Annotated in this window: 14 protein-coding genes; 3 read left to right on the plus strand and 11 right to left on the minus strand. The window is 44.9% G+C overall.

Features of this window, described 5'->3' with window-relative positions; all coding sequences use genetic code 11:
* Positions 1-132: 132 nt before the first annotated feature.
* The 11 genes from purF to ACS8FD_RS00145 form a co-directional block, all read right to left on the minus strand.
* On the minus strand, positions 133-1,668 hold the full coding sequence (purF, locus tag ACS8FD_RS00095; RefSeq protein WP_439273867.1) for an amidophosphoribosyltransferase: 1,536 nt from the start codon (positions 1,666-1,668) through the stop codon (positions 133-135).
* Positions 1,669-1,962: 294 nt separating this feature from the next.
* Positions 1,963-2,460, minus strand: a complete 498-nt coding sequence (locus tag ACS8FD_RS00100) for a CvpA family protein (RefSeq protein WP_439273868.1) — start codon at positions 2,458-2,460, stop codon at positions 1,963-1,965.
* Positions 2,461-2,715: 255 nt separating this feature from the next.
* Complete coding sequence (locus ACS8FD_RS00105; RefSeq protein ID WP_439273869.1) at positions 2,716-3,774, minus strand: quinone-dependent dihydroorotate dehydrogenase; 1,059 nt, start codon at positions 3,772-3,774, stop codon at positions 2,716-2,718.
* 203 nt (positions 3,775-3,977) lie between these two features.
* Positions 3,978-4,514, minus strand: coding sequence for a DUF4870 family protein (locus ACS8FD_RS00110; RefSeq protein ID WP_439273870.1), 537 nt, complete (start codon positions 4,512-4,514; stop codon positions 3,978-3,980).
* Positions 4,515-4,682: 168 nt separating this feature from the next.
* Positions 4,683-5,267, minus strand: a complete 585-nt coding sequence (gene gspM / locus ACS8FD_RS00115) for a type II secretion system protein GspM (RefSeq protein WP_439273871.1) — start codon at positions 5,265-5,267, stop codon at positions 4,683-4,685.
* 80 nt (positions 5,268-5,347) lie between these two features.
* On the minus strand, positions 5,348-6,559 hold the full coding sequence (gspL, locus tag ACS8FD_RS00120; protein WP_439273872.1) for a type II secretion system protein GspL: 1,212 nt from the start codon (positions 6,557-6,559) through the stop codon (positions 5,348-5,350).
* Positions 6,560-6,640: 81 nt separating this feature from the next.
* On the minus strand, positions 6,641-7,111 hold the full coding sequence (locus ACS8FD_RS00125; RefSeq protein WP_439273873.1) for a SixA phosphatase family protein: 471 nt from the start codon (positions 7,109-7,111) through the stop codon (positions 6,641-6,643).
* 45 nt (positions 7,112-7,156) lie between these two features.
* A complete protein-coding gene (locus ACS8FD_RS00130) occupies positions 7,157-8,551 on the minus strand; it encodes an NAD(P)H-dependent glycerol-3-phosphate dehydrogenase (protein ID WP_439273874.1) in 1,395 nt (464 codons plus the stop codon).
* A gap of 143 nt (positions 8,552-8,694) precedes the next feature.
* On the minus strand, positions 8,695-9,438 hold the full coding sequence (locus tag ACS8FD_RS00135; RefSeq protein ID WP_439273875.1) for a nitroreductase family protein: 744 nt from the start codon (positions 9,436-9,438) through the stop codon (positions 8,695-8,697).
* A gap of 111 nt (positions 9,439-9,549) precedes the next feature.
* The gene (zapE, locus tag ACS8FD_RS00140; RefSeq protein ID WP_439273876.1) at positions 9,550-10,650 is read right to left on the minus strand and encodes a cell division protein ZapE; all 1,101 of its coding nucleotides are present in this window, start codon (positions 10,648-10,650) and stop codon (positions 9,550-9,552) included.
* Positions 10,651-10,970: 320 nt separating this feature from the next.
* On the minus strand, positions 10,971-11,630 hold the full coding sequence (locus tag ACS8FD_RS00145) for an alpha/beta hydrolase (RefSeq protein ID WP_439273877.1): 660 nt from the start codon (positions 11,628-11,630) through the stop codon (positions 10,971-10,973).
* A 264-nt stretch (positions 11,631-11,894) separates the two neighbouring features.
* Here ACS8FD_RS00145 and ACS8FD_RS00150 point away from each other — a divergent pair, with 264 nt between their 5' ends.
* From ACS8FD_RS00150 to xseB, 3 genes are all read left to right on the plus strand, one after another.
* Positions 11,895-12,293 carry a hypothetical protein gene (locus ACS8FD_RS00150; protein WP_439273878.1) on the plus strand — a complete coding sequence of 133 codons (399 nt, stop codon included), beginning with the start codon at positions 11,895-11,897 and terminating at the stop codon, positions 12,291-12,293.
* 185 nt (positions 12,294-12,478) lie between these two features.
* On the plus strand, positions 12,479-13,999 hold the full coding sequence (gene xseA, locus ACS8FD_RS00155) for an exodeoxyribonuclease VII large subunit (protein ID WP_439273879.1): 1,521 nt from the start codon (positions 12,479-12,481) through the stop codon (positions 13,997-13,999).
* 128 nt (positions 14,000-14,127) lie between these two features.
* A complete protein-coding gene (xseB, locus tag ACS8FD_RS00160) occupies positions 14,128-14,373 on the plus strand; it encodes an exodeoxyribonuclease VII small subunit (RefSeq protein WP_439273880.1) in 246 nt (81 codons plus the stop codon).
* Positions 14,374-14,437: the final 64 nt, after the last annotated feature.

Consider the following 14,437-nt stretch of genomic DNA (forward strand, 5'->3'; position numbering starts at 1 on the left):
ATAAAAGCGCCATTAGAAATGCACATTCAGACATCGAGCAATTAAATATCGACATTAAAAAGCGAGCTTCCCTATATAGAGAAGCTCGCTTTTTTTTGAGTACGACAATCAATAATGCTATCAATCTAAAGATTATATCTCTTCAATACCCATCATATCGACTGGCGTATCAGCGACAATTTGCACACCTTTCTTACCCGTCTTCGCGGTATCATTACGCTGAGCCTGTAGATGATCAAGATAAGCTTCATTGATTTGTCCAGTGATATAACAGCCATTGAATACTGCACAATCAAAGCCTTCCACCTTACTGTGCTTAGTATCTTTTACCGCATCAATCAAGTCATCCAAATCTTGGAATATTAGACGATCCGCGCCGATGATCTTACGCACTTCTTCAACGCTATGACCTGAGGCGATCAGCTCGCTGCGCACTGGCATATCGATACCGTAGACATTGGGATATTTCACCGGTGGCGCCGCACTAGCGAAGAATACTTTACGCGCACCTGCATCTCGTGCCATCTGAATGATCTCATGACAAGTGGTTCCACGAACAATAGAATCATCAACCAATAACACGTTTTTACCTTTAAACTCTAACGGCACAGCACTGAGCTTTTGGCGTACTGATTTTTTGCGTTGCTGTTGACCTGGCATAATAAAGGTGCGACCGATATAACGGTTCTTCATAAAGCCTTCACGGTACTTAATATTCATCTTCAGCGCCAGCTCCATCGCTGAGGTGCGCGACGTATCGGGAATAGGAATGACCACATCGATATCATGATCATCGCCCCACTCGGCAAGGATTTTATCGCCTAGTTTCTCGCCCATACGCAGACGCGACTTATAAACTGAGATGTTATCCATAATCGAATCGGGACGCGCAAAATAGACGTACTCGAAGATACAAGGCGTATACTCTTGCTGCTCGACGCACTGATGGGTGTGCAGATTATGATCTAAATCGATAAAGATCGCCTCGCCTGGCTTCACATCACGAATGATAGTAAACCCTGAACCCGTTAGCGCTACTGACTCTGAGGCTACCATATATTCTGTACCGCCATTAGCGGCCAAGCGCTCACCGAACACCAGCGGACGAATGCCATTAGGATCGCGAAAAGCTAATAAGCCGTGACCAGTAATCAGAGCCACTACCCCATACGCGCCTTCGCAGCGATGATAAACCGCTTTTACCGCCTCAAAAATATCATCAGCGCTAGGATTCGTTTTGCCTAAGTTTTGCATCTCATGCGCGAGCACGTTTAATAGAACCTCAGAGTCTGAGTCGGTATTGAGATGGCGACGATCCTCAATATATAGCTCTTTGGCTAAGGTTTCAGCATTGGTCAAGTTACCATTATGCGCTAAAGTAATACCATAAGGCGAGTTGACATAGAATGGTTGCGCCTCAGCACTGCTAGAAGTACCAGCAGTAGGATAGCGCACGTGGCCGATACCAAACTTACCGACCAGCTTGATCATATGGCGGTTCATAAACACATCGCGCACCATGCCGTTCTCTTTACGCAAATACAGACGCCCGTCTTGTAAAGTGACGATACCTGCTGCATCCTGACCGCGATGCTGAAGCATAGTCAAGCCATCATAAAGAATTTGGTTAACGGGCTCATGAGCTGCAACCCCAACGACTCCACACATAGTTATGTCCTATTTTAGAGCAAAGATTAGTAATGAGAAGATTTAGCGTTCATTCATACTAGTGGTTTGATACTAATAAATTAGTATTGGTTAGAAATTTGGAAACTTGAAAGTTTAGAACCTTGAACATTTAGAAACAATGCAACTGCTATATGATATTGATGCGTCTAAAATTAAAGAGTGAATCTTACCGTAATAACGCCAGTCTGTGAGATAATTTTTTAGTTTTATTCTAAAAAACCGCTATGCTAATGAGATTAAAAACGAACTCAACCGTCAGTTAATATGGGCTCGCTAAGACTGGTTAATCTGTCCCCAAGCCACGCCTAGCATGTCGGTAGCCAGCTCCTTACCCATTGGTGCATACGGCATTAGCTCGGGTGCGAGCACTGAGGTCTGCCACTGCGGCAGCTGTACCAATAAAGGCGCACTGATACTGAGTACCACTAAGACCATCAAGACGTTCTTCGCGGCTCCCAATACGCCGCCTGCCATCTTATCGAGTACGCTAAGATTTAACGTCTTAAGCGCGCTTGAGAAGATAAACGCTAGTACATGCATAACCGCTAAAATGACGATCACTATTATCAAAAAAGCTAAAGCCGTCTGCAATACTGGATTGGCGACTAGGCTTGATAACTGCGGGGCAATTGACGTTGCTAGCCGAGTGGCGGCAATCAGAGCGACAAACCAGCCCATTAGTCCCACCGCCGTTTTTATCAAACCTACCTGAAAGCCGCGCCATAGACCAATAAGCACCACGATAGCAATGATAATATCTAGACCACTCATCTCTACTGCCTCATTCGTTTAGGGAAAGGTACAAAAGTATTTTTATCAATAGCTATCGCTAAGTATATCAATCAAATACATAGATAAATGGTTAGCGTCTGTTGAGTATTCACAAATGAGCACTGCTGATCGCTAAAACCCATCTAGTCTAAGTAAAAACTTGCAGTTAATGCTTATTACATTGGCTAAATTTTTACCACGTGTAGAGGGTTTTAGCATCAGCTCCTCTTTATAAATAGCTGAAGACAGGACTAATTACTCTTGCGTGGTATCATAGGAAGTATCATAAATAGCGTCGTAATAACCGCCGATAGCTTGAATACAAGATTGTACTAATCCTGGTCCGCGATAGATAAGGCCAGTATAAAGTTGCACTAAATCAGCGCCGGCTTTGATTTTTTTGACTGCTTTGTCGCCACTATCGATACCGCCAACGCCAATCAACGCAACTTTTCCCTCTAACTGATCGGAGAATTGCTGCAAAATTTGGGTACTCGTATGGCTCACCGGACGGCCTGATAAACCGCCCGCTTGATCGCCGTCGCGTAAGTCCTCTACCCCGACTCGGCTCAAGGTGGTATTAGTCGCAATCAAGCCATCAATATCAAAATCTATCAGCTGCTGCGAGATATAATCGACTTGCGGCGGCTCCAAGTCAGGAGCGACTTTTAGCACTAAAGGCACATAAAAGCCGTATTCAGTAGCCAATTGACTATGACGATTTTTGATCGTGTCTAGTAGCTGGGTCAAAGCTTCACCGCTTTGTAAATCGCGCAGATTAGCAGTATTCGGAGATGAGATATTGACAGTAATATAAGAGGCATGGGGATAAACGCGCTCTAAGCAATAAACATAATCATCAGCGGCTTGCTCAACAGGCGTGCTAGCGTTTTTACCGATATTGATACCGATATTGCCTTTATATTTGCAGCGTTTGACATTATCTATGAGGTAATCGACCCCTTGGTTGTTAAACCCCATACGGTTGATAATAGCATCAGCCTGTCTGAGTCGAAACAAACGTGGTTTGTCATTGCCGACTTGCGGTCGCGGCGTCACGGTGCCGACTTCAATAAAGCCAAAACCTAATTCAGCTAAAGCATCGATATAATCGCCGTTTTTATCGAGGCCTGCAGCTAGTCCTACCGGATTGGTAAACTGTAGACCCATACAAGTGGTGGGCTGCATCGGTTGACCGTAAACCAACCCTAAAGTACGGGCTTTATGTGCTTTGTCCAACAAAGACAGCGTCATATCATGAGCGCGCTCAGGATCCATCTTAAACAAAAACGGACGAAGTAAGGCGTAGGACATAGTGACAACAAACCCTAATTAAATAGTGAATAGAAAAGGCAAAATGATCGCCGTAGAGCGCTGCGATTATATCAGCTTGCTTTGGGCTTAGCCAAAACAACCCCGAATATTACCTATAAATTTTAGCAATCAACAACTTGTAACAACTTGATTGTTAGATAGACTGAGCATCAGCTAACGTTATTTGTTAAGTACAACAGCCATCAAGGAACAGGCCGCTTATCGCTCAGAGCAATCCAGCCACGAGCAATTCTATATAAATGCCAAATGATCGTAAATAAGATAATTAAGATACCTAAACCGGTAAATAACCCTGAGCCGATAGCTAGATTATTGCTTTCGGCTAGCACACTGATACCTAAGCCGCCAACTGCCACGAGCGTTATCATAAGACCGATAACAAACCAGATGATACTATACCAAAAAGTCTTTATTTGCCAATCAAAATGCGTGGCCAGCCAAGTGCCATCAGCATCGTGACGCTTAGCATAGTTCATAGCGATAGGAACAATCCACAGCAGCCCTGCCGTCAGATAACTAATCACATAAAGCAGATAGGTAAGATGGTTATAAGTGATTAACGAGCGCTGCTGTTTATCACTAAGAGTAGTATTTTGTCTGGAGCGTGTGAGGTCATAAGTCTCTTCAGCATTAATGCTATTTTCAAAGCGTGACCCTGACTTCTCTAAGGTCGGCTGAGATGATGAGTTATCAGAATTAGGGTTAACAGGTGAGGTCATAATAAGTATCCCTATCGCGCTTGACAGTAATGATGGCAAAAAATTAAAGCGCACAACCATAAGAACGAGTCATAGCTTCAATCATAAAGCTTAGATGCTCAGTAGCGCCCATCTATCTGATATTGCGATTATAAAAACGATTTTCAAGATTGAATGCTAGCTGAACCGTTACAAAGCGAGCGTTGCTTGTACTTGAATTTGCTCGGTATTGATATCTTGCTGCATATTGAGCTGAGTGATCTGCCAACCTTGCTCGCTCAGCTCACTAAGCGCGCTGCTGACAAGCGCTTGGCTTGGGTTGGCAAAGCTTAATTGTACCGTATCGCCAACCGCTGCAACCTGAGCATTCGCAATACCCGCCTTATTTAACAGCGAACTGACCGCAGTGGCAGGAGCAACGACTTGGCCATCAGTACTGGCATTAAGTGCGTTGTTATCAATATTACCTGCCTGCGCACGCAACCAAAAATAATCGGCAACTTGCTGCTGGTACTGTTCTTTACTGTCTTTCGCCGCTTGATTAACGCTATAGCCACCATAACCGCCGATAAACAGTAATAAAAATAGCGATAAAACCCCTAAAGCCAACTGGTCGCGCGGAGAAAGCGCTTGCCAGCGTGTCCATAATGTCGACTGGTAGCGGCTTAAACGCTCAGAAAAAGTATTACTAGAGACAGGACTGCTAGTCGCCATATTTGAAGAATTTGAAAGGTTTGTGATATTACGTTTATTACGACGCTGCGGTCTATTCATCACTGAGCCTTATTTTTACCTAAATGATAATAAGTTGTAAATAGTCAAAATGACCTATCGTATAACACTGACGAACCGGCTTATGAAGATGATAACTCGCCAGTTTCGAAGTTATTATCTCCTATATTTACCGTTACTTGCCCACTGAACTCGCCTTGCTCATTGCCATTGACGCTTTGCAAACTGGCTGCGACTCCTTGGGTGACTAGCGTGTTTGCAAACTCATCGAGGCTATTGCGATTAGGCGCAATAAGCGTAAAACTCAGGGAGCTTGGCTGCATAACTAGGCTTTGCGCAGTTAGTGAAGACTGTTTAATGAGAGGCGATATACGCGCCAGAATCGCCATATGGGCAGATTGAGCTTGGCTATTTTTGCGCAATTTAGCTTCCATTTGTGTCTGTAATAGCGTACGTGGATTAAGGCGATCTTCTGGAAACCAAGACTGAAATTGTTTACCGATAGCGCTTTGGGTTGCCACACTTGCTTGGTTGTAGCGATAAGCTTGCAAACCATCAGTAGCTATTTGTAATACCAGTGCTGATAGCGCCACCATAGCGGCCACCCGCAAATAAGGGGAGAGTTTAGTGTCTGAGGTTTTTATAAAAAAGTTTAAAGCGTGACGGTCGGGTATATCGACGGGCTCAGGCTGAGCGGAAATCTGAGTAAATAGTAATTGCAGAGCGGCGAGCTGAGACGTCTCTATACTCGCTACAGACTCATCGACAGCGCTTACTAGGCATAGCTCACTGAGATGAGGTAAACGCTCAACTACCAATGGTAAGTAGCTGACCGCCATGCCCTGCTGCAACGACTGACGTAGCAAAGTAGTGTGCTTATCTTGATACAGCACTACTTGCTGACCTGCGCCCTCCTCGGGCACCGGCAATAACAAAAAATCAGGCAGCAGTGCGCCAATACTAAACCCTGCCAGTATCGCGCTTTGTTGCCATGAGTCACTATCTTCTTTCGCGAGCGCATAGAGATGATGGTAACTGGCGTAACTCTGCTGACGCACCATCAACTGCTCGACTGGCGTGATTGAAGTCTCTTCAAATAAGTACTGCTTACCAGTATCACCTAACTGCTTAAGCTGATTAACGCTTAGCTCTGTATCCACATGTAGCAAATGACTAGAAGGAAAATACAGACATAGCCGCTTGTCATTACTGCCTTTATAACTGTTATAACGCTCTTGCAGCTGCTGCCAGTCGTTTACTAGCTGCCACTGCTTAGCCTCTGCTTGCCAAACTGCGAGTGGGCTATGCTGCTGTCTTAACCAAACATGTAACAATAGAGACGTCCTTTAGTGTTTAGCGGTTGAAGTTGACTGTTTTTTGAGAAGGCACGATTTATTAACGCTGATTAAGGCTGCCTAAAGTTGCATAGGCACAAAACGGTCACTCTCTTTAGCCATTCCTGACATCACAAACTCCATCTCAAACACTCGCGCTTCAGCTAATGAGAACGCCTCAGGGCTAGCGCCGGTTAGTAAGCTGGCAATATTGGCTATAATAGACATATGACATACCACTACCAGACAGTTTGCTTCAATATGTCCAAGCGCTATCAGTGCTGCATGAGCATCATCTGAGGGCGTAATATTATCTTGTACACTGACTGGCACATCGGGGGCACGCGCTTGTAGCTCTGCTAGCGTCTGCTGCGCCCTATCGTACGGACTGACCACAAAATGATCAGGACGATAATGCTCGATAATATAAGCAGCCGTTTGCGCTGCTTGCTGACGACCGTATTCGGTCAACTGCCGAGCACTGTCGGATCGATTACCATCTGGATGCGGATAGTCCTCAGCTTGTCCATGACGCATAAGTATAATCTTCATAGCACTCCCTTTGCTAATCTTTATTTGCTTTACCTTTAATAAGAATTATTTATTCTTGTCGTTATTACTATCATTGTTGTCAATGCTGTTGTCGCGACTATCGTCATTACTGTCACCTGTACTACTAGCAGCATTCATCTGCGCGGTGAGCGACGCATTACTATGGTCATGCGGCATGACAAACTCTACATCACTGCGAAAGCCTGCTTCCATCAAATGTAGCGCGACTCCTAACGCCGCTTTGTCTTCGTAGATGACCGCGTGTAGAGCATGCGTGATGGGCATATAGATACCCTGCTTACTGGCTTTTTCGTGTACTTGCTGAATAGTATTGACACCTTCAGCGGTTTGCCCTAGCTTTTTAACCGCCGCATCGATAGTCATACCGCGGCCTAGCATGTTACCAATTCGAAAGTTTCGGCTCAGCTCTGAGTTACAAGTGGCATAAAGATCGCCTACGCCTGATAGACCTAAGAAAGTAAGCGGATTTGCGCCTTCTTCTACGCCAAAGCGACTCATCTCAGCTAACGAGCGTGTCAACAGCATGGCTTTGGTATTTTCACCGACATCATAAGCGGCAGCCATGCCCATAGCGATAGCATAGATATTCTTAAGTGCGCCGCCAAGCTCAACACCGCGAATATCATCACTAGCGAAAACTCGGAAAAAAGCGCTATGTAGCGCCGCTTGTACGGCATGGCGTAGCGGCTCTGACTCACTGGCGATGACCGTCGCTGACGGCATATTTTTCATGATTTCAACCGCCAAATTTGGCCCTGACATCACCCCGAAGTTCACTTCCGGCAACTCATCTTTAATGATATCGCTCATCATTGCAAAGGTATCTTTTTCCATGCCCTTCGTGAGCGAAACAATCGATTGGCCACTAATAAACGGTTTGATGTTCTTGAGAGTCTCGCGAAAGGCTGAGCTGGGTACTGCTAAAAAGATAATATCTCTATCTTTAACCGCAGTTTCTAAGTCGTAGCTGTACTTTAAGCGATTATCCAGCTTATACCCTGGCAGATACTTTTTATTCATCTGCGTTTTTGCCATAGACTTGACGGTGCGCTTATTACGTACCCAAAGGGTGGTGTCACAGCCGTTTCGCGCTGCTAGGTTTGCCATTGCGGTACCGAAACTACCGCCGCCCAATACTGTCAGACGTATCTTTTCTGGGTTTTTATGTATTTGATCCATTTGTTTGGCTACCGCCGCCTCAACTTTATTAGGGTTTAATTTTTTGCGACCAAAGCCTGATTTAGTAGCCCGATCAAGGATACTAGCGATCAGGCCAGTAGGTTTGTTTTCATTACTATTGCCGTTATTATTACTATTCTCACGGACTGCATCTTCTTTAGTTTGATGATTTTCGACCTCTGTGTTATCAGCGTGATTCGCATTTTTATTTTGCTTTTCTTTATCTGAGGAGCTTGTCATATACTTATATCCATATTGTCAGTGCTTAAAGAACGAAGCCAGTAGCTTTCAAGCGCTTTATACTTTTTATCGAAAATATTTTGGCGCAACTTTTTTAACGCAAATCTAGGCCAACCATCCTTACTCTTAACCGTAACAAGTCTTTAAGACTCAAAACGCAGCAGTGGCTCTATATCCATAGGTTTTCTGCGAGGTTTTGATTTTGGACTCGTACCAGTATAAATAAAGGCGACCACATAGTCATCAGCAGCGACATCGAAATAAGCTTTTACCGCAGGCTCATTACATAGCAGACCCGTGCGCCATACGGTACCGAAGCCTTGCGCCATTAACGCTAATAGTAGATTTTGTACCGCTGACCCGGCACTTAGCATCTGCTCAAAGGGCGGGACTTTTTTGTGCTCTTGCATCTTGGTGACGACCGTGATGATCACTGGCGCTCGCATTGGCAGATTGGCAGTCTTTTTTCGAGTCTTATCCGATAGCGTCTCGCCTACTCTTGCCGCTTGCGCTTCTGCCGCCTCAAGTAACGCTTGCCCCAGCTGCTGACGCGCCTCGCCTTCGCTTATAATAAAGCGCCAAGGCCGCAATTTTTTGTGGTCGGGCGCGGTTGCCGCGCAGCCAATCGCTGCTCTGATTTGTTCATGAGTAGGCGCAGGCTCTTGTAGATTGCCAATGGTGCGCCTAGATTTAATCCACTCAATTAACTGCTCATCGCTGAGCGTCATACTCTCCGAAAGTGCAGTCTCATCTAGCGGCTGCTTGCCTGCCACATTGCTTTCATCATTGTCGCTCTCAAGACTGCCATCTTCAAAATTTGGAGTCTCCTTGGTTGCTACGCTCTGTTCATCTTCCTCGGTGATTAAGTGCTCTATTGGCGTACTCATTTGTCATCCTTTTATAGTAGTCAGCTGTTATCATTATTATTGTTATCATTTTATAAAGAATTTTTACGCTGTTATCATTTGAATTATCAGATAATTAACGCTATAAGATACTTATGCAACATCATCGAGTCGATGCTTCATTTTTAGATAATCCTCTGATTGCATCTCCAGCAAACGTGAACGGGTACGCTCAATCTCAAAAGCTAATTTCTCTCCTTGATAGAGATCAAGAATAGACTGCTCAGCACGTACCAAGAGTTTGACCCTACGATCATAAAACTCATCAACTAAGTAGATAAAGCGGCGAGTTGGATCACGCAGATCGTCGTTTAACGCCGGTACAGCATTGATTAAGACAGTGCTAAAACGATTGGCAATCTCAATAAAATCAGCAGCGGAGCGCGGCTGCATACATAAGTGGCGAAAGTCGCAAAATAAGATATCTTCGGTGCGGGCATTAATCTTAATCTCGCGGCCATTGACGGTGATAGGCTCGCTACTAATTTTGAGATTATTAGATAAGCTAGCAAAACGGTTGGCAAGCCAGTTATGGTTCTCACGTGTCATAGGTGATTTATACAGCTCCGCCTGCTGTAGCACTCGCAAGCGATAATCAATACCTGAATCGATATTCATCACCTTAGTATGCGTCTCAACTTCTTTGATAGCTGGCATAAAACGATCACGATGGAGACCATCTTTATACAGTCCTGCAGGCTCAATGTTTGAAGTGGCAACCAAAGTCACGCCGCGATTGAACAGCATCGTAAACAAATCGCCTAAGATCATCGCGTCTGAGACGTTAGAAACAAAGAACTCATCAAAGCAGATAATCACGGCTTCGTCATAGATAGTATCGGCTACTTTTTCTAACGGATTAGGCTGCCCTTGGAGCTGGTTAAGCTCTTTGTGCACTCGCTGCATAAAGTGATGGAAATGCTGACGCATCTTACGTTCTATGGTTAGCGAATCATAAAACATATCCATCATCCAGGTCTTGCCGCGGCCGACACCGCCCCACATATACAGGCCTTTTGGCGCAGCAGGTTTAGACTTAAAAAACCCAAAGATGCCTTTTTTTTCTTCGACCGTATTATTAAGCTGATGATAAAGATCATCAAGATAGCTCATGGCTATATATTGTTGTTCATCTCGGGTAAAGTCTTCAGAGCTGATGGCTTGCTCGTAGCGCTGTAATGGAGATAATCTCATAATACGACTCATATTTAACAAAATGAAAAAAGTGTTTTGGCCGTCTATTCTTACTAACTTATGTCTTTTGCACTGAGACAATAAGGATAGACTCGTCAAAATAAGGTGTGCTGAAGCAGTTGTGCTTGCTATACCAACCCTACTCTCTAGACCAACACGGCTAAATGTTTACGACTATATTGCAACTTATATAAAGCAATCATTATTATTCTAGCTATACGGATACTATAACGTGCCCTAGTGCTATTATTCTATAGCTATTCTATGATACCTGCTATGTAGCACCTACATAAATAGCACCTGCGCTTTTAAGCGCTCAATTAGCTATCAGGACCGAAACTATGCTGCTCTAATAGCTTTTTTAACTCCGTTAAACGCCCGTGAAAAAAATGCCCCGCGCCTTCGACTACACTGACCTCAATCCCTAAACGCTCAGCAAAATCTTGCATATTGTCAGGTGAGATGACCTCGTCCGCATCGCCATAAATTTCAAACGTTTTCTCAATCGGCAAAGCAATGTGCTCGCTATCATTTTTTTCGATTGAAGGCGAGATGAGCGCGACATTCTCAATCTCAAAGTCGCTTAATCCCCAGACGTGCGGCGACACTAATACTTGCTCGGCGGTACGAGCAATCACATACCCACCAAAAGAGAAGCCCCCCAACCATAGTTTGCGGGCATCGGTCTGTCCTGCCAACCATTGTAACACGGTCATGGCATCGACAACCTCACCTTCAGCGTAGTCATGTTCTCCTGTCGACTGCCCCACCCCGCGAAAGTTAAAACGTACCACGTGCATGCCACTGTCACGGGCAAAACGGTACATCGTAGTGACCACTTTATTATTCATCGTGCCCTCAAATAGCGGGTTCGGATGACATAATAGTGCCACAGTATCGGTGTTAGGATCGCAAGGATTGTCTTGTTGCCAAAGCGCATCAACTTCTAGCACGCCAGCAGGAGCAGGAATTAAGGGCATAAGAATAACGACTGATTAAAAGAGTGAGGTCAATTATGCTAGAAATGAGTTATATTTCAAGTGATTTGCTGTTTTAATCCTGATACCGACTAACCTAGGCTCTATCAAACATTCAACCTTGGCACTGACAGCAAATAAGTATATACAGTAAGACTCTAGACGCTAAGGTTGCAAATAGGTTAAATATATAGGGTTTATAGATACTGATAATTTTTTTAATCTTTTGAAGCTGTTCGTCTCACAACATTAACAGGAAAATATCTTATGACCATATTTAATATAACACCTAGCAATACTTATAGCGTCATAAAGCCTATAAGCTTTGCAGCAACCTTGATAGCAGCACTGGCACTCAGCGCGTGTCAAAGTACGCCTTCATCTCCCGTTATCCAGCGCGCTGACTCAACTTATGAGACCACTGGACTTGGCGAAACTAAAATACAAGCTCAGCAAAACGCCATTACTAGTGCCAACAAAACTTGTCGTAGTAAGCAAGTCATCGTCGTCAAAGACACCGTTAGATATAATGGACTTCTAAATGAGCGTACTGGCCGCATGGTCGGGCAAGCTGGTGCGGTAATAGGAACTATACTGGGTACTGGCTCTCCTGAATTGTCACGCGATGATGATTATGAATATACGATTAACTTTCGCTGCCAGTAAGGCTAAAAGCTTATTTAGCATGTGGTCCTTTCCTTAAACACATGAGCTGCCTATTTAAACTTGAGCCATTTTATCAATTTGGTTTAGCTTAGCGCTATGTTTTAAGGTAAAGTAGAGGGCTTGAATGTCGTAGCAACTTATCTTTTTGTCGTTCATTTTTTATTCTCCCTACTCGGTCTGATTCTATGCGCAAACCTAACCTGAGCTCTGTTAACACGTCCAACGCCAAAACTTTAGCGCCTGCCAAAGATTTAGCAACTTTGGAAGCAGAATTAGCTGAGGTCGAGAGTAGTCTAGAAAATAACCTTGAAGATACCGTTCTGCGTCTAAGCGATTATTTAAGCGCGGTTGAAATGGTCGTCAAGCAAACTTTCGCCCACCGAGTTTGGGTGAAGGCTGAAATTCGTAACCTCTCGAGCAAAGGCGGCCACTATTATTTTGAACTGGCCGAAAAGGACGATGACGGTAAAGTGGTTGCCAGCTGCCGAGGCAACCTTTGGCGCTTTAAAGCCTCGCGCGTACTTGCTAAGTTTGAACGCGCTACAGGTATGGCGCTCAGCCGTGATCTGACTGTCCTGCTTAAAGTATCGGCGAACTTTCACCCTCAATATGGGTTCTCCTTAACGATTGAAGACATTGATCCAAGCTACACGCTAGGAGACTTGGCGCGGCAATACGCGCAGATGGTTGATCGCTTAAGCGGTGAAGGCCTGATACACCTCAATCAGCAGCTAGAGTCCCCTTTCGATATCGAGCACGTTATTGTCATTGCGCCAGAAAAGGCCGCCGGATTAGGTGACTTTCAAGCGGATGCCAATCGTCTAGCGACAACTGGTGCTTGCCAATTTCATTATCATCACGCTACCTTTCAGGGCAATCATGCGCCAAGCGAGATACGTCAAGCGATCGTTAGCGCTCAGCAGCAGTTTTATGACAACTATCAGCGCCTACCTGATCTCTTAGTGATTATTCGCGGTGGCGGCGCGGTTGGTGACTTAGCTTATCTCAATGACTACGAGCTTGCGGCATTAGTCGCTGAGCAGCCGGTGCCGGTTTGGGTTGGTATCGGTCATGAGCGCGACAAAGTTATCTTAGATGAAGTGGCACATAGCAGTTTTGATACGCCATCCAAAGTGATAGCCGCGATTATCGCTCACTTAGCCCGCTTAGTAGCGCAGGCTTTGACTTATCAAACACAAATCAAGCAAGCGGCGCAGCGTCAGCTCAAAGTCGCTCAGCAGCAAAGTATCAGACAACTGAGCCAACTCCAATCACAGACTATCGGGCAACTTACCGCGCTGCAAAAAGACAGCAATTACGCTTGGCAAAGTATTCAGCAAAGCGCGCAGCGTCAAGTCAAACAAGCGGCTAGAGTGACTAGCGACTGGCAAGCTCAAATACAGCAAGGCGCGCACCAGCAATTGATGGCAGCTAGTATCGCAGCCCAAAATTATCAGAAAACGATACTACATAGCGCCGAGCAGCAGCTAGCGCAAGCGCAGCGCGACAGCGAACATCTACGCGATATTGTCCTACTGCATCGGCCTACGCGAGTGCTGAAACAAGGCTATAGCATGCTAATGGCTGATAAAGGTCAGCAAGTATTGACTAGCAGCAGCCAGCTCTATCCTGACCAAACCATCAAAATTATACTAAAAGATGGGCAAGCGACGGCGCAAATCTTAAACGTTAGTAGCGCTTATTAGGATTAAAGATATTACCGCGTAGGGTGCGTTCTACGTACCATTTTATACAATAAACTCAATAGTATTTACTATCTAAGCTTCAAAAAACTTCAAACTAATATTAATCCCTTATCAATAAAGGAAACCCTATGGCCACTTCGACTCGCAGACGTAAAAAAGCCGCCCCAAAAACTTTCAAGGCGGCCTACGATATTCTAAAAACCAATGCCGCAGAACTACAGCAGCAGGATGAGCCAGATATCGACAATCTCATGACCACAGTTGAAGAGTCTATCGCGGCCTACCGTGTCTGTGAAACTCGCATCAACGCCGTACAGCAAGCGCTAGATGCCGCCTTCGCTGAAGAGGTAATTGAGGAGAATGAAGAGCAATAGTTAGACTCATCTACTCCTCTTCGACATCACAACCTCAAATAAGAACTTGCTGGGTTAAAAATCC

It is taken from the genome of Psychrobacter sp. 1U2 (assembly GCF_051847575.1).